Below are 21,884 nucleotides of genomic sequence, written 5' to 3'. Positions count from 1 at the left end.
TCCGTTGCTCGGTGTCCTGGGGCCCCTGCCCGTGAACGCGGGTGGTATGCAGGAAGGATGAATCCCACGCGCTACCGCGAGTACCGGACGCCGGGGCTGGCGTGCTCGTGGACGGCGGAACTGCCGCCGGACGCCGAGCCGTTCGTCCAGCGCGTGCTCCCGGACGGCTGTGTGGACCTCATCTGGGCGGGCGGCGGGATCCTGGTGGCGGGGCCGGACACGGGCCCGATGCCGGCGGTCATGCGGCCGGGCGAGGAGATCGCGGCGGTGCGGTTCGCGCCGGGGGCGGCGCCGCCGGTGCTGGGCGTCCCGGCGGACGCGCTGCGCGACGCGCGGGTGCCGTTGCGTGAGCTGTGGGGCGGGGAGGCCGACCGGCTGGCGGAGGCGGTGGCGGCCGCGGGCGACCGCCGCGCGGCGCTGGTGGAGGCGTTGCGGGCGCGGATGGGGCCTGCGGATCCGCTCGTCGCGGCGATGGCGGGGCGCCTGGCGGAGGGCTCGGTCCGGGAGGCGGCGGACGAGCTCGGGTTGGGTGAGCGGCAGTTGCGGCGCCGGTCGCTGGCGGCGTTCGGGTACGGGCCGAAGACGCTGCAGCGGGTGCTGCGGTTCCAGCGGGCGCTGGGGCTGGCGCGGGCGGGCCGGCCGCTGGCGGAGGTCGCGTTCGCGGCGGGCTACGCCGACCAGGCCCATCTCGCGCACGAGGTGAGGGCCCTGGCGGGCGCGCCCGTCCGGGCTCTGCTGTGACCCCCGGTCAGGGTTTGAGTCGCCCGTAGGCGCGGAGGGTCTTGAGGTGTTCGACGGTGACGTGGCCGCGCCATTCGGGGCCGGTGACGGGGGCCCAGATGGGGAAGGCGACGTCCCAGCCTCCGTCGTCGCCCTGCTCGTCGATGAGGGCGTCGAGGGCGGCGTCGATGTCGTCGGCGGCGAAGAGCCGGTGCCCGTACCCGCCGGGGGCGGGGGCGAAGTCGAGCGGTCCCTGGTGGTCGCTGGCGGCGTGGGCGGCGAGGAGGTCGCGGACGCGGGTGAAGGCGGTCTCGGCGCGGTCGCGGTCGGGGACGTGGTCGAGGAAGGTCAGGACGGCGAGGACGTCGTAGGCACCGGGTTCGGCGCCGGGGGCCTCCAGGTAGCGCCAGCAGAAGTCGGTGGCGGGTCCGAGCCAGGGGTGGTCGGCGCCGGCCCGGTGGAGCATGCCGGCGAGGGTCGCGGTGGGGTTGATCGCGCCGGGCGGGTCGTCGGGCGTCCGCCACCAGGGGCCGTGGGGGGCGTCGCGGACGGTCGGCAGGACGAACGGCACTCCCCCGCCGTCGGTGGTGATGGAGGCCAGGTAGTCCGCGACGCGTGCGACGGCGGGGTCGTCGTCGGCGCCCGCTTCGTGGAGGGTCTGCAGGGCGTGCTGGGCGGGGACGGGCTGGCTGTCCTCGCCGCGCAGGTCCGGTTCGAGGGCGTGGCCGTAGCCGCCGTCGGGGTTCTCGTAGGCCCGGAGGGCGGCGAGGAGGGGCGCGGCGGGGGCGCCGCGGAAGTGGAGGGCGAAGCGGTGCCGGTCGATGAGGCGCCCGTTGAGGCGCATGAACTCCGCGGCGCGTGCGAGGCCGGTTCGGTGCAGGACCTTCATGGCCATCACGCTAGGGCAGGCGGCGGGCGGGGTCTTGTAGGAATCGGACGCAGGGGGCGGCGCGGTGGGCCCGGCCACCCCAGCGGTGGGTGGCCGGGCCCCTGAGGTCCCGCGTCGCGGTGTGCGGGAGCGGGCGGCCTCGGTGCGGGCCGCGTGCGCGGCGGAGTCGCCGGCGGGCGAGCCGTCGCGGGGCGGGCCCAGGCGGGACCGTAGCCGACCAGCACGAAGACCACAAGTTGCCCTCTTTCTCATGTTTCCCGACATCCCCCGATGTCACCGGGGGTGTGATCTCCTGGTGTCATGAGCGATCCGCTTGGGGAACGTGACATCGCCGCCGCCCCGCTCGGGGTGGTGGCGCGCGCGGCGGAGCCGTACCTGGCGAGCCTGCCGGACCGTCCCGTCCATGACCGGGGGCAGGACCCGCTCCTGGACGAGCTGGACGGGCCGCTTCCGGACACGGGGGACGGCGCGGTGGCCGCGGTCGAGCGGCTGGTGCGGATCGGCACCCGGGCGGCGACGCACTCGTCCGGGCCGCGGTTCTTCCACTTCGTGGTGGGCGGGTCGACGCCCGCGGCGATGGCCGGCGACTGGGCGGCGTCGCTGCTCGACCAGGCGGCCGGGCTGTGGCTGACGTCGCCGCTGGCGGCACGGGCGGAGACGGTGGTCCTGCGCTGGCTGAAGGAGCTGTTCGGCCTGCCCGCGGGGTTCGGGGGCGTGCTGACGCCGAGCGCCACGCTCGCGCACGTGGCGGGCCTGGCGGCCGCGCGGCAGTGGTGGGCGGACGGGCACGGCGTGGACGTCGCGTCGCGGGGGCTGGCGGGGCTGCCGGAGATGCCGGTGTTCAGCAGCGGGCTCGTGCACGTCAGCACGCGCAAGGCGCTGCAGATCCTCGGCTGCGGCCGCGACACCCTGAGGACGTTCGCCCGCGACGACGCCGGGCGGGTCGATCTGGAGGCGATGGACGCGGCGCTCGCCGGGGCGGGCGGGCGCGCGGTGATCGTGGCGAACCTCGGCGAGGTGGACACGGGCGACAGCGACCCGGTCGCCGAGCTGGCGGATCTCGCGGAGCGGCACGGGGCCTGGCTGCACGTGGACGGCGCGTTCGGGCTGTTCGCGGCCCTCAGCCCGCGGACGGCCCATCTCGCGCGGGGCGTCGAGAGGGCGGACTCGGTGACGGCGGACGGCCACAAGTGGCTGAACGTGCCGTACGAGAGCGGGTTCTCGTTCGTGCGCGATCCGGCGTCGCTGAGCCGGGCGTTCGGGGCGTGGGGCGCGGCGTACCTGCCGGACGCCGACGAGGAGCGGGTCAACTACAACATGCTCGGCCCGGAGTCGTCCCGCCGCGCGCGGGCGCTGCCGATCTGGGCGACGCTGCGGGCGTACGGGCGGGACGGGTACCGGGAGATGGTGGAGCGTCACCTCGACGTGGCCGCCCATCTGGGCGGGCTCGTCGAGGCGGCGCCCGACCTGGAGCTGCTCGCCCCGGTGCGGCTGTGCGTCGTGTGCTTCCGGTACCGCCCGGACGGCGTCCCTGAGGAGGACCTGGACGGGTTGAACGCGCGCCTGGGCGAGGCGCTGCTGGCGGACGGCCGCGTCTACGCGGGTACCAGCACCTACCGGGGCATGACGGTGTTCCGCCCGGCTCCGCTCAACTGGCGGACGACGAAGGCCGACGTGGAGCGGCTGGTGGACGTGCTCCGGGAGCTCGGCGCCCGCGTCGCCGGGTGATCGGCTCCCCCGGTCCGCTCAGCCGTTCCACGGCACGCTCTCGTCGAGCTCGTCGAAGGTCTGGGTGAGGCTGTACCAGCAGCCGGAGTCGTCCCGGAAGATCGCCTCGATCCCGTACGGGCGCTTCTGGGGCGGGTGGACGAACTCGACGCCCCGGGCCGACAGGCGCTCGTACTCGGCCTGGCAGTCGTCGGTGTTGAAGGCTCCGGCGCCGAGGACGCCCTTGGCGATGAGGGCCCGCATCTGGGCGGCGGAGTCGGGGTCCATGGTGGGCGGGCCGGGGATCATGAGGGCGAGGCTCAGTTCGGGCTGGTCCTTGGCGCCGACGGTGATCCACCGCATGCCGCCCTCGCCGAGCGTCATGTCGTCGCGGACCTCCAGGCCGAGCTTGTCGGTGAAGAACTCCTTGGCCGAGTCCTGGTCGAGCACCCAGACGGTGGCCAGCCCGAGGTTGGTGATCATGCCGTGTCTCCTTCGGTGAACGGGGTCGATGCGTTCACGCTAGGGCGCGGCGGGCGGCCCGGGCTTCTCCGTTATTGCTGCTTGCGGAAGCCGCCCGCCCAGAACATCACGAAGCATCCGGGGATGGCGGAGGTGGCGCCGGCGCGGGCGCGCCTGCGGAACTCGGTGGGCGTCGTCCCGGTCTGCTGCTTGAAACGGGTGCAGAACGTGCCGAGGCTGGTGAAGCCGACCTGCACGCAGATCTCGGTGACGGTCAGGTTGGCGGTGCGCAGCAGGTCCTGCGCGCGTTCGATGCGGCGGCGGGTGAGGTAGGCGCCGGGCGTCTCGCCGTAGACCTCGCGGAACAGCCGGACGAAGTGGTAGCGCGAGTACCCGGCGCGGGCGGCGACGGCGGAGACGTCCAGCGGCTCGGCCCACTCGCGGTCCATGGCGTCGCGGGCGAGCCTCATCCGGCGCAGCACGCCGGTGTCCCGGGTGGGCGGCGTGCCCGTCCGAACGGTTCCCATGGCCCGATGCTGGCACACCGCACCGACAGGAAACCGGCCGCCGGCCGGTGAAGACTGCGCGCGGAGCAGGGCCCCGGAGAAGATCCTCCAGGGCCCTGCTCCGCGCTTGCCGGGTCAGGCGATCGGGCGCGCCGTCGGCGGGATCGGGTACGGCAGGTCCGTCCGGCCGCCGAGGTAGGCGTCGACGCCGTGCGCGGCGGCGCGGCCCTCGGCGATGGCCCAGACGATCAGGGACTGGCCGCGGCCCATGTCGCCCGCGGCGAACACGCCGTCCACGGACGTGCGGTAGTCGCGGTCGCGGACCACGTTGCCGCGCTGGTCCAGCTCGACGCCGAGCTGCTCCAGCAGCCCCTCGCGCTGCGGGCCGAGGAAGCCCATGGCCAGCGTCACCAGCTCGGCGGGGATCTCCCGCTCGGTGCCCTCGACGGGCGCGAACCCCGTCTGCGGGCCGCCGACCTCCACCAGCCTCAGCGCGCGGACGTTGCCGTCGGCGTCGCCGAGGAACTCGGTGGTGGACACGGCGTACACGCGGTCGCCGCCCATGTCGGCGAGCTCCTCGTGGGCGCTTTCCACCTTGAACAGCATCGGGTACGTCGGCCACGGCTGGCCGTCGGGGCGCTCCTGCGGCGGCCGCGGCATGATCTCCAGCTGGGTGACCGACGCGGCGCCCTGCCGGATCGCGGTGCCGATGCAGTCGGCGCCGGTGTCGCCGCCGCCGATGACGACGACGTGCTTGCCCTCGGCCGAGATGGGCGACTCGTCGTAGTCGCCCTCCTGCGCCTTGTTCGAGGGCGGCAGGTACTCCATCGCCTGGTAGACGCCCTTGAGCTCCCGTCCCGGGACGGGCAGGTCGCGCCACGCGGTGGCGCCGCCCGCCAGGACCACGGCGTCGTGGGACGCGCGCAGGTCGTCCGCGGTGATGTCGACGCCCACGTTCACCGAGGTCCGGAAGTCGGTGCCCTCGGCGCTCATCTGGGCGAGGCGCCGGTCGAGGTGCCGCTTCTCCATCTTGAACTCGGGGATGCCGTAGCGCAGCAGGCCGCCGATGCGGTCGGCGCGCTCGTACACCGTGACGTCGTGGCCGGCGCGGGTGAGCTGCTGGGCGGCGGCGAGGCCCGCGGGCCCCGAGCCGACCACCGCGACCTTCCGGCCGGTCTGGACGGCCGGCGGCTGCGGGCGCACCCAGCCCTCCGCGAACGCCCGGTCGATGATCTCGACCTCGACCCGCTTGATCGTCACCGGGTCCTGGTTGATGCCGAGGACGCAGGCGCTCTCGCACGGGGCCGGGCACAGCCTCCCGGTGAACTCCGGGAAGTTGTTGGTGGCGTGCAGCCGCTCGACGGCCTCCTGCCAGTCCTTGCGGTAGACGAGGTCGTTCCACTCGGGGATGAGGTTGCCGAGCGGGCAGCCCTGGTGGCAGAACGGGATGCCGCAGTCCATGCAGCGGCTCGCCTGCTTCTCCAGACGGTCCTTGCCGAAGTCCTCGTAGACCTCCGACCAGCTCCTGATCCGCACGTCGACCGGGCGGCGCTTCGGGAGCTCCCGCCGGACGGTGAGGAAACCCTTCGGGTCAGCCATGTTGGAAGTCCCCCTCTCTCAGCTCTGCGCCGCGGCCATGACGGCCTCGTCGACGTCGCGTCCCTCTGCCTCGGCCTGGGCCATCGCGTCCAGGACCCGCCGGTAGTCGCGCGGCATGATCTTGGTGAAGCGGGAGGCGGCGGCGTCCCAGTCCTCCAGCAGCCGCCGCGCCACCGCCGAGCCGGTCTCGGCCAGGTGCCGCTCGGTCAGCGCCCGGACGGACTCGACGTCCGCGGCGTCCAGCGGCACCAGGTCGACCATCTCGCCGTTGACCCGCTCGGGCACCAGGTCCAGGACGTAGGCGATGCCGCCGGACATGCCGGCCGCGAGGTTGCGCCCCGTCCGGCCGAGGATCACCGCGCGGCCGCCGGTCATGTACTCGCAGGCGTGGTCGCCGACGCCCTCGACGACGGCGGTGGCGCCGGAGTTGCGGACGCAGAACCGCTCGCCGACGACCCCGCGGGCGAACAGCTCGCCGGACGTGGCCCCGTAAAGGATCACGTTGCCGCCGATGATCTGCTCCTCGGCGGCGAAGGCCGCGTCCCGCGCAGGACGCAGCGTCACCCGCCCGCCGGACAGGCCCTTGCCGACGTAGTCGTTGGCGTCGCCGACGAGCCGCAGGGTGACGCCGCGCGGCATGAACGCGCCGAAGGAGTTGCCCGCCGAACCGGTGAAGGTGACGTCGATGGTGTCGTCGGGCAGCCCGCCGCCGCCCCACTTCTTGGTCACCTCGTGGCCGAGCATGGTCCCGACCGTCCGGTTGACGTTGCGGATCGGCAGTTCCAGCCGCACCGGGTCGCCGAAGGAGATCGCGCCCTCGGCGAGCTGGATCAGCGTGTTGTCCAGGGCCTTCTCCAGCCCGTGGTCCTGCTCGACCGTCCGGTGCAGGGCCGCGCCCTCCGCCAGCGCCGGGACGTGCAGGATCGGCGCCAGGTCGAGGCCGGCGGCCTTCCAGTGCTCGACCGCCTCGCGGGTGTCGATCATCTCGACGCGGCCGATCGCCTCGTCCAGCGACCGGAACCCGAGGGCCGCGAGGTACTCGCGGACCTCCTCGGCGACGAACTCGAAGAAGTTCACCACGAACTCGGGCTTGCCGGAGAACCGCTGCCGCAGCACGGGGTTCTGGGTGGCGACGCCGACCGGGCAGGTGTCCAGGTGGCAGACCCGCATCATGATGCAGCCCGACACCACCAGCGGCGCGGTCGCGAAACCGTACTCCTCCGCGCCGAGCAGCGCCGCGACGACCACGTCGCGGCCGGTCTTCATCTGCCCGTCGGTCTGCACGACGATGCGGTCGCGCAGCCCGTTCAGCAGCAGCGTCTGCTGGGTCTCGGCGAGGCCGAGCTCCCACGGCGCGCCCGCGTGCTTGAGCGACGTCAGCGGGGACGCGCCCGTCCCGCCGTCGTGCCCCGAGATGAGCACCACGTCGGCGTGGGCCTTGGACACCCCGGCCGCGACCGTGCCGACGCCGACCTCGGAGACGAGCTTGACGTGCACGCGCGCCGCCGGGTTGGCGTTCTTCAGGTCGTGGATGAGCTGCGCCAGGTCCTCGATCGAGTAGATGTCGTGGTGCGGCGGCGGCGAGATGAGGCCGACGCCCGGGGTGGAGTGCCGCGTCTTGGCGATCCACGGGTAGACCTTGTGGCCGGGCAGCTGGCCGCCCTCGCCGGGCTTGGCGCCCTGCGCCATCTTGATCTGGATGTCGTCGGCGTTGGTGAGGTACTCCGAGGTCACGCCGAACCGGCCGGAGGCCACCTGCTTGATCGCGCTGCGCCGCAGGTCGCCGTTCTCGTCCGGGACGAAGCGCGCCGGGTCCTCGCCGCCCTCGCCGGTGTTGGACTTGCCGCCGAGGCGGTTCATCGCGATCGCGAGGGTCTCGTGCGCCTCAGCCGAGATGGAGCCGTAGGACATCGCGCCGGTGGAGAACCGCTTGACGATCTCCGATACCGGCTCGACCTCCTCGATCGGCACCGGCTCGCGCTCGCCCTCGCGGAGCCGGAACAGCCCGCGGAGCGTCATCAGCTTCTCGGCCTGCGAGTCGACCTTGGAGGTGTACTCCTTGAAGATCTCGTAGCGGCGGGTGCGGGTGGCGTGCTGGAGCTTGAACACCGTGTCCGGGTTGAACAGGTGCGGCTCGCCCTCGCGGCGCCACTGGTACTCGCCGCCGACCTCCAGGGTGCGGTGCGCCAGGTCGTTGCCGCGCGGCGGGTACGCGCGCGCGTGCCGCTCGGCGACCTCGCGGGCCAGCACGTCGAAGCCGACGCCGCCGAGCCGCGAGGTGGTGCCGGTGAAGCACCGCGCCACCACGTCCGCACCGAGCCCGATCGCCTCGAAGATCTGCGCGCCGGTGTAGGACGCGACCGTCGACACGCCCATCTTCGACATGATCTTCAGGACGCCCTTGCCGTAGGCCTTCACCAGGTTCCGGCCGGCCTTGGCCGGGTCCGTCCCCTCGATCACGCCGCCGCGCACGAGGTCCTCGACGGTCTCGATCGCCAGGTACGGGTTGATCGCGGACGCGCCGTACCCGATGAGCAGCGCCATGTGGTGGCACTCGCGGGCCTCGCCCGTCTCGATCACCAGGCCGACCTGGGTGCGGGTCTTCTCCCGGATCAGGTGGTGGTGCACGGCGCCGGTCAGCAGCAGCGACGGGATCGCGGCGCGGGCCGAGTCGGCGCCGCGGTCCGACAGCACGATGATCCGCGCGCCGGCCTCGATGGCCCGGCTGACCTCGGAGTTGATCTCCTCCAGGCGCGCCTGCAGGGCCTCTCCCCCGCCGGCGACGTCGTACAGGCCCTGCACGACGTGCGCGGCCAGGTGCGGCAGCGACCCCTCGTCGTCGATGTGGATGATCTTGGACAGTTCGTCGTTGTCCAGGATCGGGGTGGGCAGCACCAGGCGCCGGCACGAGTCCGGGCCGGGGTCCAGCAGGTTGCCCTCCGGGCCGAGCGTGGACTGCAGCGAGGTGACGAGCTCCTCGCGGATCGCGTCCAGCGGCGGGTTCGTGACCTGCGCGAACAGCTGCTTGAAGTAGTCGAACAGCAGCCGCGGGCGCTCGGAGAGCACCGCGATCGGGGTGTCGGTGCCCATCGACCCGATCGGCTCCGCGCCCGTCCGCGCCATCGGCGTCAGGATGATCCGCTGCTCTTCGAGCGTGTAGCCGAACGTCTGCTGCCGCCGGACCAGCGTCTCGTGGGTCGGGATCTCCCGCTCGCGCTGCGGCAGCTCCTCGAACCGGACCAGGCCCTCGTGCAGCCACTCCCCGTACGGGTGCTCGGCGGCCAGCTCGGCCTTGACCTCGTCGTCCTCGACGATCCGCCCGGCGGCGGTGTCGACGAGGAAGATCTTGCCGGGCTGCAGGCGGCCCTTGCGGACGACCTTGGCGGCGGGGATGTCGAGCACGCCGGCCTCGCTGGCCAGCACGACCAGGCCGTCGTCGGTCACCCAGTACCGGCCCGGGCGCAGCCCGTTGCGGTCCAGGACGGCGCCGACGACGGTGCCGTCGGTGAAGCTGACGCTGGCGGGGCCGTCCCACGCCTCCATCAGCGTGGAGTGGAACTCGTAGAACGCCCGCCGCTCGGCGTCCATCTCGGTGTGGTTCTCCCACGCCTCCGGGATCATCATCAGCACCGCGTGCGGCAGCGACCGGCCGCCCAGGTGCAGCAGCTCCAGGCACTCGTCGAACGACGCGGTGTCGGACGCCTCGATGTCGATCACCGGGAAGATCCGGGAGATGTCGCCGGGCAGCAGGTCGGACTTCAGCAGCGCCTCGCGGGCCCGCATCCAGTTCCGGTTGCCCTTCACGGTGTTGATCTCGCCGTTGTGGGCGATGAACCGGTACGGGTGCGCCAGCTCCCAGGCCGGGAAGGTGTTCGTCGAGAACCGCGAGTGGACCAGCGCGATCGCGCTGGTGAAGCGGCGGTCCGACAGGTCGGGGAAGAACGGCTCCAGCTGCGGGGTCGTCAGCATCCCCTTGTAGACGATCGTGCGGCTGGACAGGCTCGGGAAGTAGACCCGCACGTCCTGCTCGGCGCGCTCGCGCATGCAGAACACGGCGCGGTCCAGCTCCAGGCCGGTCCTGCCCTCGTGCGGGCCGCCGTCCGCGGGGGCGACGAACAGCTGCGCGAAGTGCGGCATCACCCGGCGGGCGGCCGGGCCCGTGAAGCGCGGGTCGTGCGGGAGCTCGCGCCAGCCGAGGACCGTCAGACCCTCCTCCACGCACAGCGTCTCGACGTGGGCGACCGCGGCGGCGCGCTCGTCGCCGTCCGCGGGGAGGAACGCGATGCCGGCCGCGTAGCCGCCGGCCGCGGGGAGCGGGAAGTCGCAGACCTCGCGGAAGAACGCGTCCGGGATCTGGACGAGGATGCCGACGCCGTCGCCGTCGTCCGGCTCCGCGCCGACGGCCCCTCGGTGGTCCAGGTTCTTCAGGACGTCCAGGGCGTTCTGGACGATGTCGTGGCTCTTGCGTCCGTGCAGGTCGGCGACCATGCCGACGCCGCAGGCGTCATGCTCGTTGGCCGGGTCGTACAGGCCTTGCGGCTGGGGGCGGCCCGGTGCACGGCCATCAGGTGTGAGGGCAGCAGCAGCCATCAACCCTCCCGTCGTCGTGTCACTGCTTCGATGTCAGTGCGGCACGGGACGACGTTGGCCCTGCTGCGGTGAGATGACATTACATCACTGCCGGGATCATGCCCGACTGCACCAGATCGCGAAACTTCTTCGTGGCGATCGGGCGCGCGTCATCTCGGATTGGTTTAGACCAGGCTACCGGCTGGGCCCGGAAGCCGAACGCCGTGACCTCGGTGAGGCTCATCACCGGTACGCGATGTTTACGGCGCTCCGCCGAAGACCTACCGAAAAGCGCCCTTCCCCAAACCCCGGGCGGACCTCGGGCCGCGGGACGGGCTCAGCCGGTCCCGCGGGCCGCGCGGACGAGCACCGCCGGGGCCTTGCCGCCCTCGATCAGCAGCGACAGCAGGGTCTCGTCCTTCTCGTCGCCCTTGCCGTCCAGGCGCTGCGCCCACGACACCACCGCGAAGTGCCCCATCGCGAGGCCCCGCGCCATCCCGAAGCCCCGTCCGAACCGGTCCAGCGGCGCGGGCGCCTCCAGCGGCCGGACGAAACCCGCGCCGATCGTGGTCTCCAGCCTGGCCACGAACCGGTCGGCGTCCGCCGACCCGGCGAGGTTGAACACGACGACGGCCAGCGCGTAGCCGTGCTCGGTGTCGGAGTAGATCCCGCGCGCCGCCTGCGTGCAGCCGCCCTTGGCGAGCTCCTCGCCGACGGACCCGCCCCACACGGCCGCGGCGCAGTCGCCGTCGAGCCGCTTGGCGCGCAGCTTCACCGAGACCTTCCCGTCCGGAAGGGGCAGCTTCGCCGCCGAGGACGGGAACGCCTCGCCCTCGGTGAGGGGCTGGGGATCGGCACTGCGGTTCGCGATCCCGGCATAGGCGGAGCTGGACGGCGAATTGGAGTAGGAGGTCGGCGACGGGCCCGTCCCGGCGGGCCGCCCGATCGGCGCGCCGCCCGCGTCCCGGGTCTTGGCGCCGGAGTCGCCACCGCCGCTCAGGACGACGGCGCCGACGCCCAGCAACATCAACACGCCCAGCACGGCCGCCGCACCGAAGTACAGCTTCGGGTTCGGCTTGCCCGCGCCCCGTGGCGCGGCCTGCCGGCGGTCAGGCGCGGCGGGACGCCCCGGGGGCCTGCCTGCGTTCTTCGCCTGCCCGCGCTTGGCCTTGCCACCGGCCTTGCGGCCGGCCTCGCCGTCGGCCTTTCGGCCGGTCTTGCCATCGGCCTTTCGGCCGGTCTTGCCGCGTTTCTCCGGCCGCCTGGAACGGGCCTGGCCGCCGGGACGACCCTCCGGCGGGAGGGCGGCGCGGGCGTCCTCCGCCGCGAACGCGTCGTCCTGGACGGCGTCCTCATACGGAGCGTCCCCGTATTGGGGGTCGCCGTACTGCGCGTCGCCGTACTGAGCGTCCCCGTACTGGGCGCCGCTGTACTGGGCGTCCTCGTAGGGGGCGTCGTCGTAGGGCGTCCGCGGTGGCGGCGGGGCGGGGCGTTCCCGGCGCGCCCCGGTGCGGCGGGGCGGCGGCGTCCGGCGCGGGCCGCCCGACCGGGACTGCGCGGTCCGGCGCGCGGGAGGCTGCCGGCGGCCCGGGCGGCTCACCGGAGGCCGCCCCGAGCCGCCGCGGCGGTGCTCATCGGGATCCACGACCGCGCAGACTACTCGCCGCCGGCGGGCGGCGCGCCCGCACCCGGCCGGATCACTGCCCGGTCTTCCCGCCGGAGACCAGGTCGAGGCGCCCGTACAGGAAGTCGGCGGCGTTCTCGATGGCCAGGCTCACATCGATCATCTCGTTCAGCGAGGCGGGCTGCGCGCCGCCGGCCCGCTCCACCCAGGTGACCACGGCGTAGTGGCCGTAGGTCTTGGTGTAGGCGGCGGTGAAGCCCGGCCCGAATGCCGGGACGCCCTTCGGCTGCAGCGGGGACACCCAGCCGGCGGCGGTCGCCGGCTCCAGGTCGCGGAGGATCTGCTTGACGCCCTCCTCGCTCACGAGGTTGATCACGGCGAACTGGCCGACGTGCCTCTTGTCGGCGCTGACGTAGGCCGCGCGGGCGATCTGGGTGCACTGGTACTTGGCGAGGTCGCCCTGCAGCCGGCCGCCCCAGGTGGCGGTCTTGCAGTCGGCGCTCAGCTGGGACTCGGCCAGCGTGAACGTGTACTTGCCCGACTTGAGCGTCTTGGTGGAGAACGCCTCGCCCTCGGTGATCGGACGGGGGTCGTTCGAGCGGGAGGCGAGCTTGGCGAAGCCCTCGCCGAGGTAGTCCGGCGCGTACGCGGTCGGCACCGCGCGCTGCTGCGGCTTCGCCTCGTCGCCGCCGCCGGTCAGCAGGACCACCGCGACCACCGCGACGATCACAGCGACCAGCGCGGCGGCCGCGCCCAGCAGCAGCTTCGGACTGGGGAGCTTGCGGCCGGACTTGTCCTCCGGCCAGAAGTCCCGCCGGCGGCCCTCGGCGGCCTCGGCGGAACCGGTGTCAGAAGCCTCGATCACAGCCCCGGAGCTTAGCGGTCCGGATCCCCCTCGCGCGGCCAAAAGGGTGTTTCGCCCAGATTCCTTGGGGCTACAGCCCGTTACTGCCGATCAGTGCGCCGAACCCGTAGGTGATCAACGCCGCGGCGGCGCCGAACAGCAGCTGCCGCGACCCGCCGAACCACCACGCCCGGGCCGTGATCCGCGACACCAGCGCCCCGGCGCAGAAGAGCCCGAGCGCCGCGATGCCCGCCGCGGGCCACAGGCTGGTCGCGCCCAGCAGGTACGGCAGCACCGGCAGCAGCGCGCCGACCGCGAACGACAGGAACGACGAGCCCGCCGCCAGGACCGGCGAGGGCAGGTCGCCGAGCGTCACCCCGAGTTCCTCCCGGGTGTGCACCTCCAGGGCCTCCTCGGGGTCGCGCGACAGCTGCCGCGCGACCTCGGCGGCCGTCTCGGGGTCGACGCCGCGCGCCTCGAAGACCTCGGCCAGCTCCCGCTGCTCGGCCACCGGGTGGCGGGCCAGCTCCAGCCGCTCCACCTCGATCTCCGCCTGCGCCAGCTCCGACTGGGAGGCGACCGAGATGTACTCCCCCGCCGCCATCGAGAACGCACCCGCCGCCAGCCCCGCCAGGCCCGCCAGCAGCACGACCTTCTGGGTCGCCTGGCCGCCCGCGACCCCGGCGATCAGGGCGAAGTTGGAGACCAGCCCGTCCATCGCGCCGAACACCGCGGGCCGCAGCCAGCCGCCGGTGACGTCCCGGTGCTGGTGGTGCTGCTCCGGCCGCACGCCGTGCTTCTCATCTGTGTCGGACACCGTCGCCGTTTCCTACTTCCCGTCCTTGACGGGCTCCCCCTTCTCCACCCGGTCGTGGGCGGTGGCACCGTCAGCCTCATTCTCCCCGGCTTCGTCCTCCGCCTCGGCGGCGGGGGTCTCGGTGCGGGCCCCGGCCTCGGGCTCGGCCTCGGGGTCGCTCTCGGGCTCGGGCTCGGGGTCGGCCTCGGGCTCGGCCGGCTCGTCGGCCTTCGCCTCCGGTGCGGGACCCTCCTCAGGGGCCTCGGGGGCCTCGGGGGCGGGCTCGGGCTCCTCGGAGGACGTCGCCTCCGGCTCCCCGCCGTCCGCCTCGGGCGCCGCCTCCGGCTCCCCGGCCGCCGGGGCGGGCTCCTCGGTCTCCGGGGCCGCGGCCTCGGCCACCTCGTCCTGCGCCGCAGGCTCCTCGGCCGGTTCCTCGTCCGCATGCCCCGCGGCGGCCACGGCGGTGGTGCCGTCCGGCTCCTCGGCCGTCGCCTCGGGTTCCGCCGCGGCGGGGGCGGCGGACGGCGCGGCCGCCGCCGGGGCGCCGACGTTCTCCGGGCCGGTGCGCCCGCGGGCCAGGTACAGGTAGGCGACCGCGCCGGCGAAGACGACGATGGACGTCCAGTCGTTGAGCCTCAGCCCGAGGACGTGGTGGGCGTCGTCGATGCGCAGCGCCTCGATCCAGCCGCGCCCGACGGTGTAGGCGGCGACGTAGAGGGCGAAGGCGCGCCCGTGCGTGAGCTTGTAGCGGCGGTCGGCCCAGATCACCAGGATCGCGACGCCGATGCACCACAGCGACTCGTACAGGAACGTCGGATGGTAGGTGGCGACGTCGGCGTACTTGGGGTCGAGGCCGGGCCCGCCGTCCAGCATCGGCCGGTGGTTCTCGTCGATCTTCAGTGCCCAGAAGGTGTCCAGCGGGCGGCCGTACAGCTCCTGGTTCCAGTAGTTGCCCCAGCGGCCGATCGCCTGCGCGAGCGCGATGCCCGGGGCCACCGCGTCGCCGAGCGCCAGCACCGAGATCCCCCGCCGCCGGCAGCCGATGATCGCGCCGACCGCGCCGAGCGCGACGGCGCCCCAGATGCCGAGGCCGCCCTTCCAGACCTCCAGGGCCCGGATCGGGTCGCCGCCCTCCCCGAAGTAGCGCTGGTAGTCGGTGACCACGTGGTAGAGCCGCCCGCCGACCAGGCCGAACGGCACCGCCCACACGGCCACGTCGATGATCACGCCGGGGGTGCCGCCCTTGGCGGCCCAGCGGCGCTCGCCCAGCCAGACCGCGGCGACGATGCCAAGGATGATCATGATGGCGTAGGCGCGCAGCGGCACGGGGCCGAGGTGCCAGACGCCCTGCGAGGGACTCGGTATGTAGGCGACCGGGTGCATGACCGTTGACGTTACCGCCTCCGGGGCACAGCGCGCGCCTCCTCTAGGACCGCGACGAGATCGTCATCATCGCGGCCCCCTCGCCGGAGCGCCCCGCCGTGCCGCCGGACTGCGTGCTCCCCGGCTGGGGCGTGCCGCCGCCGGCCTCCGCGACGGCCTTCCTGAGGTCGTCCGGCGAGGCCAGGGCGTCGTTGCCGACCTTCCTGCCGTTCAGCGCGAGGTACGGGGTCGCGTCGACGCCCGCCCGCCCGGCCTGGGCGCTCGCCTGGTCCACCGTTTTGATCTTCTGGTCGCCGCGGACGCAGGCGCCGAAGGAGGGGTCGGTGACCCCCAGCTGCTCGCCCCACCTGACGAGGTCGCCGGTGGAGAAGCCCGTGTCGCCCTCGGGCGGCTGCTCGGCGTAGAGCTTGTCGTGGTAGGCGACCCAGTGGTCGGCGGGCATGCAGGCGGCGGCGTTCGCGGCCCGCCGGGAGTTCGACATCAGCGGGTCCTGCTGGAAGAGCTGGAACGGCCGGTAGACGACCCTGACCTTGCCCTGCGCGGCGAGCTCCTTCATCGTCGCGCCGACCCGCTCCTCCATGGCCTTGCACGCGGGGCACTGGAAGTCCTCCCAGACGTCCAGGACCGGGGAGGAGACCCCCGGCTGCGCCATGGCGACCGACCCGTCCTGCTGGCGGGCGGCGGGCGCCAGCGCGCCCTTGTAGGAGTTCTGGAGGGGCTTCTCGCCGGTCCGGGACAGCGCGACGACGACCACCACGACCGCGACCGCCGCCACGGTGAGGGCGCCGAGGGCGACGAGCAGCGCCCGCCGGCGCCGGCGCCGGACCGCGGCCCGCGTCCGTTCGTCCGCGAGCCGCTTGCGCGCGGACGGTTCCCTGCCCTGCTCGCTCATCGATCCCCCGATCGCTACTCTGCGTGTTGGTGAGCGTCTACGAGAGTAGCGGGCAAGGCCCCGCCGGACGGCGGAAAAGCGCCACGCCGCGCCGTCCCGGGAGGGGACGGCGCGGCGTGGCGCTTCGGCGTTCAGGCGTCCTGGACGCGGCCGGTCACTTGCTGGCGGCGGCCGCGGCGTCGATCGCCGCCCGCAGCCCGGCGGGGTTCATGAACTGCGTCTGGTCGAGCTGCTTGCCGTTCAGGAAGACGCTCGGGGTGCCCTGGACGCCGCGGTCCTGGAGGGCGTACTTGGTCATCGCGTCGACCGTCGACTTCTTCTGCTCGTCCCGCACGCACTTCTCGAAGTTCGGGTCGGTGACGCCGACGTCCTTGCCCCACTTGACGAGGTCGTCGGGCGAGAAGCCCTTCTCGCCCTCGGGGGGCTGGAACTTGAAGAGCGCGTCGTGGTAGGAGACCCACTGGCCGGCGGGCACGCACAGCGCCGCCTCGGCCGAGCGCAGCGAGTTGATCCGGACGGGGTCCTTCTGCTGCCCGAACAGGTGGAACGGCCGGTAGACGACCTTGACCTTGCCCTGCTGGGCGAGCTGCTGGACGGTCTTGCCGGTGGCGGCCTCGAACTGCTTGCAGATCGGGCACTGGAAGTCCTCGAAGATCTCCAGTTCCGGCTTGCTCACCCCGGACTGCGCCATGAGGATGGAGCCGTCGGCCTGGCGGCTGACGGGGGCGAGCGCGCCCTGGTGCACCTCGGCCCTGCCGTTCTTGTTCTTCTGGTCGATGATGAGGACGGTCGCGACCACGACCACCGCCACGACCACCACCGACCCGAGGACGATGGCGAGCAGCCGCCGCTGCTTCTCCCGCGCCGCCTGCCGCTTGCGCTCGGCGGCCAGGCGCTCCCTCGCGGACCGCTCTCGTGCGGCCTTGCTCATTGGTTCTCCTATAGCGTGCGGACCCGCGCCGGCAGAGTGCGGCGCGCTACGACGGCGAGACTAGTCGACCTGGCCGACCCGCCGGAATTCGTCGGCCAGGACGAGGAGGAACAGCAGGACGGTGATGACGTGGACGCCGGTGCACCACAGGCAGATCTTGTGCAGGAGCGCCAGCTCCACGGTCACCAGGTAGACCACGAACAGCACGCCCACCGCGACGGACGCGATCCGTCCCCAGCGCAGCGGCGGCCAGGTCGACCGCAGCGCCCACGGCGTCATCAGCGCGCCGAACGCCAGGAAGAACGCCAGGCCGTACAGCGGCATCGGGAGGCCCGCCAGGGTGGAGTACTCGCTGGTGGTGACGGCGTGGCAGTCAACGGTCCTGGACGCCGAGCACACCAGGGCGCCCTCGTCGTAGTGCGAGATCGTGAGGTACACGGAGATGCCGAACCCGGCGAGGGTCAGCACCCACGCCGTGATCTGGAGCCACGCGGGGGGCAGCGGTTGCCGCACGGCCCCGGCCCGGCTCTTCACCGTCATCTCTTGCGTCATCGTGTTCCTCCCGGGACCGCCTGTGCCGGCGACCACACCCTATTGGCTGCCGGCGGTCCCACAAGCCTTCAACTCGGGTGAGGGCGCGGCGAGTTCCCGCGACCTGGCGGGACGTCCGGGCGGAGCCGGGTTTCGCCGGTCCCGCGCGGACGCCCCGGGCTGTCCGGAATGATCAGCGGACGTGCCGCACGCCCGCGGCGAGCTCCTCAGTGAGCTCCCGGACCCCGGCGAGACCGGAGGCGAGGTCGGGGGCGTCCAGCAGGCGGCGGATGAACGCCGATCCGACGATCACGCCGTCGGCGAACCCGGCGACCTCGGCGGCCTGGGCGCCGGTGCCGACGCCGAGGCCGAGGCCGACCGGCAGGCCCGTGCCGTCCTCGTCCACGACGGCGCGGGTCCGCTCGACCAGCCGCTGGGCGCCGGTGTCGAGGGCGGAGCGGGCGCCGGTGACGCCCATCAGCGAGGCCGCGTAGACGAAGCCGCGGCACGCCCGGGTGATCGTCCCGATGCGCTCGTCGGTGGAGCTGAGCGCGACGAGGAACACGCGGTCGAGGCCGTGGGCGTCGGACGCCTCCAGCCACGGCCCGGCCTCCTCGGGCGAGAGGTCGGGCGTGATCAGGCCGGATCCGCCGGCGGAGGCGAGGTCGCGGGCGAACCGGTCGACGCCGTAGTGGTCGACCGGGTTCCAGTACGTCATCACGAGGACCGGGACGCCGGTGGCCGCGACGGCCTCGACCGTGCGGAACACGTCGGCGACGCGGACGCCGCCGACGAGCGCCCGGTGGACGGCGTCCTGGATGGTGGGGCCGTCCATCATCGGGTCGGTGTAGGGCAGGCCGATCTCGATGACGTCGCAGCCCGCGTCCACCATCGTCCTGGCCGCCTGCACGGCGCCCTCGTAGCTGGGGAACCCCGCGGGCAGGTATCCGACGAGGGCGGCGCGCCCGTCGGCCCTGGCCTTGTCGTAGGCGATCCGGGCGCTCACGCGTTCTCTCCCTCGGGCATCAGGCCGAAGAAGGCGGCGGCCGTGTGCATGTCCTTGTCACCCCGTCCGGACAGGCAGACGACGATCGTGGCGTCCGGGCCGAGCTCCTTGCCGACCTTGAGCGCGCCGGCGAGCGCGTGCGCGGACTCGATCGCCGGGATGATGCCCTCGGTGCGGCACAGCAGCGCGAACGCCTCCATCGCCTCGGCGTCGGTGATCTCGCGGTACTCGGCGCGGCCCGTCTCGTGCAGCCACGAGTGCTCGGGACCGACGCCGGGGTAGTCGAGCCCGGCCGAGATCGAGTGGGTCTCCAGGGTCTGGCCGTCCTCGTCCTGCAGCAGGTAGGTCCGCATGCCGTGGATGACGCCGAGGGAGCCGCCGACGAGGGTCGCGGCGTGCTTGCCGGTGGCGACGCCCTCGCCGCCCGCCTCGAACCCGATCAGCCGGACGGACTCGTCGCCGACGAACGCGTGGAAGGTGCCGATCGCGTTGGAGCCGCCGCCCACGCAGGCGACGACGGCGTCCGGGAGGGCGCCGGTCATCTCCACGCACTGCCGCCTGGCCTCGACGCCGATGACGCGCTGGAAGTCGCGGACCATCACCGGGAACGGGTGCGGGCCCATCACCGAGCCGATGCAGTAGTGGGTGTCCTCGACGCTGGCGACCCAGTCGCGGAACGCCTCGTTGCAGGCGTCCTTGAGGGTGCGGCTGCCGGTCCGGACGGGGACCACCTCGGCGCCGAGCATCCGCATCCGGGCGACGTTGAGGGCCTGCCGCTCGGTGTCGACCTCGCCCATGTAGACGGTGCAGCTCAGGCCGAGCAGGGCCGCGGCGGTGGCGGTGGCGACGCCGTGCTGGCCGGCGCCGGTCTCGGCGATCACGCGGGACTTGCCCATCCGCCGCGTGAGCAGCGCCTGGCCGAGCACGTTGTTGATCTTGTGGGAGCCGGTGTGGTTGAGGTCCTCGCGCTTGAGCAGCACCCGGGCTCCCGCGTGCTCGGAGAAGCGCCGGGCCTCCGTCAGCAGGCTGGGACGGCCCGCGTAGCCGGCGAGCAGGTCCTCCAGCTCGGCGACGAAGGCCGGGTCGTTCTTGGCGGTCTCGAACTCGCGAGCGAGCTCGTCCAGGGCCGCCATGAGGGCCTCGGGGGCGAAGCGCCCGCCGAAGGGGCCGAAGTGGCCCGTGGCGTCGGGCAGGGCTTCAGCACCGCGCGCGGCGGTGTCCATGGTCATGAGAAAACGCGTCCTGTCGTGGGAGAAGCGGCTGATCCGGTCACTGGGGTCCTGGACTAGCCCCGCCATCGCTCCCGGAGCGGTTCGACCTGCATGCCCGTAACCCTATCCACTCGTCGCGGGGGTGTCTCAGCCGCTCTGGCGCAGCGCCGGGTGGGCGCCGGCGGCGACGAGGTCGGCGACCGCGGCGCGCGGGTCCTTGCCGATCACGAGGCTCTCCCCGACCAGCACCGCGTCGGCGCCGCTGGAGGCGTAGGCGAGCAGGTCGTGCGGGCCCCGCACCCCGGACTCGGCGACCTTCACGACGTCCTTGGGGATGAGGGGCGCGACCCGGGCGAACACGCCGCGGTCGACCTGCAGGGTGCGCAGGTCGCGGGCGTTCACGCCGATGACCTTGGCGCCGGCGTCGACCGCGCGGGCCGCCTCCTCCTCGGTGTGCACCTCGACGAGCGGGACGAGCCCGATCGACTCGGCGCGCTCGACCAGCGAGACCAGCGCGTCCTGCTCCAGCGCGGCGACGATCAGCAGCGCCATGTCGGCGCCCGCGGCCCGCGCCTCCCACAGCTGGTAGGAGGTGACGATGAAGTCCTTGCGCAGGAGGGCGACGTCGACGTTGGCGCGGACCTCGGCGAGGTCGGCCAGGCTGCCGCCGAACCGGCGCCGCTCGGTCAGCACGCTGATCACCTTGGCGCCGCCGGCCTCGTAGTCGCGGGCGAGCGCGGCGGGGTCGGCGATCGCGGCGAGCGCGCCCTTGGACGGGCTGCTGCGCTTGACCTCGGCGATGACCGAGACGCCCTGCCCCCGCAGCGCGCCGAGCGCGTCCCTCGGGGCCGGGGCCTTCGCCGCCCGCTCCTTGAGGGCGTCGAGCGGGACCTCGCGCTGCCTGTCGGCGAGATCGGCCCGGACGCCTTCGATGATCTCGTCCAAAACGCTCAAGGTCGCAGGCCCCCTATTTCAGGTCGTTCCGTGCACCGATCGTAGCCGCCCCCTCCGACGCGTCCCGCACCCGGGAGGGCCGTGCGGTCTCCCCGCCGGCCGGGCCGCGCGCGTCAGGGCGCGAGCACGTGCGCGAACGGCAGGTTGCGCGCGATCCAGTAGACGATGAGAAGGCCGACGAACGAATACGCGACGGCCGGCTTGAACAGCGCGGACCGCATGGGCAGCCCCTGCGCGGTCCTGACCGTCCACCGCGCGTACAGGTAGCCGAAGACCGGCAGCAGGACGAAGAGCAGCGGGTTGAGGCCGAACGCGGTGCCCGCGTGCCCGTGCGCGAGCGCGTAGACGAGCCGCGTCATCCCGCACCCGGGGCAGTAGTAGCCGGTCAGCGTCAGGAAGGGGCAGCCCGGGTAGTGCCCCGGCTCGTTGGGGTCCGCCCGCAGCGCGATCACCAGGACCCCGCCGGCGACCCCGGCGAGCACGGCCGCGTGCGGCAGGAACGCTTGTGGGCGCGCGCGAGTCACGCCGTCCACCCTAGGCGTCCAGGACGTAGCCGACGCCGCGCACCGTCCTGATGGGGTTGCCTTCGCCGAGCTTGGCCCGCAGCTGGGCGACGTGGACGTCGACGGTGCGGCTTCCGGCACCGGCGCCGGGCCCCCATGCGGCGTCGAGCAGCTGCTCGCGGGTGAAGACGCGGCCTGGGTTCGCCATGAGGAATTCGAGGAGGTCGAACTCGGTGACGGTGAGGGCGACGCGGCGCTCGCCGACGAGGGCCGCCCGGTCGCGGGGTTCGAGGGCGACGCGGCCGGCGCGCAGGGGGCCGGGCGCCTCGGCGGGCGCGCCGGCGCGCAGGGCCTCGGCGACGGCGGCGACGAGGACGCGGGGCCCGAAGGGCCGCTCGACGCGGTGGTCGCCGAGGGCGCGTTCGATCATCGGGTCGAGGGGCCCGGTGACGGCGACGACGGGCGCGGGCCGGACGGTGTCGGCGACGCGCCGGTACAGGTCGACGGGCAGCGCGGTGGTGGACAGGTCCAGGACGACGACGTCGGGGCGCCGGCGCCGGGCGGCGGCAGGCGCCCGCACGGGGTCGGCCTCGATCTCGACGTCGAAGCCCTCCCGGGCGAGGTAGCGGCGTTCCAGCTCGGCGACGGCGGGGGGGGGGGGGGGGGGGGGGCCGGGCCCCCCCCCCCCCCCGCCCCCCCCCCCCCCCCCCCGCCGCCCCGCCCCGGGGCGCGCCGGGGGCGCCCGCCCGCGGCGCCG

At 73.7% G+C, this 21,884-nt stretch carries 20 protein-coding genes; 2 read left to right on the top strand and 18 right to left on the bottom strand.

Annotated features, from left to right (window positions below):
- Positions 1-57: 57 nt before the first annotated feature.
- The gene (locus tag AB0C87_RS29830; RefSeq protein ID WP_345175383.1) at positions 58-741 is read left to right on the top strand and encodes a DUF6597 domain-containing transcriptional factor; all 684 of its coding nucleotides are present in this window, start codon (positions 58-60) and stop codon (positions 739-741) included.
- Positions 742-748: 7 nt separating this feature from the next.
- Here AB0C87_RS29830 and AB0C87_RS29825 read toward each other — a convergent pair whose 3' ends face one another.
- Positions 749-1,609 (bottom strand): hypothetical protein, encoded by an 861-nt coding sequence (locus AB0C87_RS29825; protein ID WP_360580566.1) that lies wholly within the window; start codon positions 1,607-1,609, stop codon positions 749-751.
- A 300-nt stretch (positions 1,610-1,909) separates the two neighbouring features.
- On the opposite strand from AB0C87_RS29825, the gene AB0C87_RS29820 reads away from it, so the two are divergent.
- Complete coding sequence (locus tag AB0C87_RS29820) at positions 1,910-3,337, top strand: pyridoxal-dependent decarboxylase (RefSeq protein WP_360580564.1); 1,428 nt, start codon at positions 1,910-1,912, stop codon at positions 3,335-3,337.
- 18 nt (positions 3,338-3,355) lie between these two features.
- On the opposite strand, the gene AB0C87_RS29815 is transcribed toward AB0C87_RS29820, so the two are convergent.
- The 17 genes from AB0C87_RS29815 to AB0C87_RS29735 all read right to left on the bottom strand — a co-directional run bounded on the left by AB0C87_RS29815 (position 3,356) and on the right by AB0C87_RS29735 (position 21,707).
- Positions 3,356-3,799: a VOC family protein gene (locus AB0C87_RS29815; protein ID WP_353835545.1), complete on the bottom strand. Its 444-nt coding sequence runs from the start codon at positions 3,797-3,799 to the stop codon at positions 3,356-3,358.
- 71 nt (positions 3,800-3,870) lie between these two features.
- Positions 3,871-4,305 carry a helix-turn-helix transcriptional regulator gene (locus AB0C87_RS29810; protein ID WP_360580562.1) on the bottom strand — a complete coding sequence of 145 codons (435 nt, stop codon included), beginning with the start codon at positions 4,303-4,305 and terminating at the stop codon, positions 3,871-3,873.
- A 114-nt stretch (positions 4,306-4,419) separates the two neighbouring features.
- Complete coding sequence (locus AB0C87_RS29805) at positions 4,420-5,883, bottom strand: glutamate synthase subunit beta (protein ID WP_345175392.1); 1,464 nt, start codon at positions 5,881-5,883, stop codon at positions 4,420-4,422.
- A gap of 18 nt (positions 5,884-5,901) precedes the next feature.
- Positions 5,902-10,473, bottom strand: coding sequence for a glutamate synthase large subunit (gltB, locus tag AB0C87_RS29800; protein ID WP_360580560.1), 4,572 nt, complete (start codon positions 10,471-10,473; stop codon positions 5,902-5,904).
- Positions 10,474-10,552: 79 nt separating this feature from the next.
- On the bottom strand, positions 10,553-10,696 hold the full coding sequence (locus AB0C87_RS29795; protein ID WP_345175395.1) for a hypothetical protein: 144 nt from the start codon (positions 10,694-10,696) through the stop codon (positions 10,553-10,555).
- A gap of 93 nt (positions 10,697-10,789) precedes the next feature.
- Positions 10,790-12,097 (bottom strand): hypothetical protein, encoded by a 1,308-nt coding sequence (locus AB0C87_RS29790; RefSeq protein WP_360580559.1) that lies wholly within the window; start codon positions 12,095-12,097, stop codon positions 10,790-10,792.
- Positions 12,098-12,149: 52 nt separating this feature from the next.
- A complete protein-coding gene (locus AB0C87_RS29785) occupies positions 12,150-12,941 on the bottom strand; it encodes a hypothetical protein (RefSeq protein WP_345175398.1) in 792 nt (263 codons plus the stop codon).
- 70 nt (positions 12,942-13,011) lie between these two features.
- Complete coding sequence (locus AB0C87_RS29780; protein ID WP_345175399.1) at positions 13,012-13,737, bottom strand: VIT1/CCC1 transporter family protein; 726 nt, start codon at positions 13,735-13,737, stop codon at positions 13,012-13,014.
- Between the two features lie 12 nt (positions 13,738-13,749).
- On the bottom strand, positions 13,750-15,099 hold the full coding sequence (gene lgt / locus AB0C87_RS29775) for a prolipoprotein diacylglyceryl transferase (protein WP_360580557.1): 1,350 nt from the start codon (positions 15,097-15,099) through the stop codon (positions 13,750-13,752).
- 43 nt (positions 15,100-15,142) lie between these two features.
- Positions 15,143-15,991, bottom strand: a complete 849-nt coding sequence (locus AB0C87_RS29770) for a thioredoxin domain-containing protein (protein ID WP_360580555.1) — start codon at positions 15,989-15,991, stop codon at positions 15,143-15,145.
- A 154-nt stretch (positions 15,992-16,145) separates the two neighbouring features.
- Complete coding sequence (locus tag AB0C87_RS29765) at positions 16,146-16,922, bottom strand: thioredoxin domain-containing protein (protein WP_345175404.1); 777 nt, start codon at positions 16,920-16,922, stop codon at positions 16,146-16,148.
- Positions 16,923-16,982: 60 nt separating this feature from the next.
- Positions 16,983-17,474: a vitamin K epoxide reductase family protein gene (locus AB0C87_RS29760; protein ID WP_345175406.1), complete on the bottom strand. Its 492-nt coding sequence runs from the start codon at positions 17,472-17,474 to the stop codon at positions 16,983-16,985.
- A 172-nt stretch (positions 17,475-17,646) separates the two neighbouring features.
- Positions 17,647-18,459, bottom strand: a complete 813-nt coding sequence (trpA, locus tag AB0C87_RS29755) for a tryptophan synthase subunit alpha (RefSeq protein ID WP_345175408.1) — start codon at positions 18,457-18,459, stop codon at positions 17,647-17,649.
- Positions 18,456-19,688: a tryptophan synthase subunit beta gene (gene trpB / locus AB0C87_RS29750; protein WP_353835639.1), complete on the bottom strand. Its 1,233-nt coding sequence runs from the start codon at positions 19,686-19,688 to the stop codon at positions 18,456-18,458. Before trpB ends, trpA begins: the two co-directional genes overlap by 4 nt.
- A gap of 129 nt (positions 19,689-19,817) precedes the next feature.
- Positions 19,818-20,624 (bottom strand): indole-3-glycerol phosphate synthase TrpC, encoded by an 807-nt coding sequence (trpC, locus tag AB0C87_RS29745; RefSeq protein WP_345175413.1) that lies wholly within the window; start codon positions 20,622-20,624, stop codon positions 19,818-19,820.
- A gap of 113 nt (positions 20,625-20,737) precedes the next feature.
- A complete protein-coding gene (locus AB0C87_RS29740; protein WP_345175415.1) occupies positions 20,738-21,148 on the bottom strand; it encodes a DUF2752 domain-containing protein in 411 nt (136 codons plus the stop codon).
- A 10-nt stretch (positions 21,149-21,158) separates the two neighbouring features.
- Positions 21,159-21,707, bottom strand: coding sequence for a response regulator transcription factor (locus AB0C87_RS29735; RefSeq protein WP_360580553.1), 549 nt, complete (start codon positions 21,705-21,707; stop codon positions 21,159-21,161).
- Positions 21,708-21,884: the final 177 nt, after the last annotated feature.

The sequence above is a fragment of the Actinomadura sp. NPDC048021 genome (assembly GCF_040653135.1).
Lineage (GTDB): Bacteria > Actinomycetota > Actinomycetes > Streptosporangiales > Streptosporangiaceae > Spirillospora > Spirillospora verrucosospora.
Note: the sequence above shows the minus strand (reverse complement) of the source record. Positions and strands in the feature narration are given on the sequence as shown.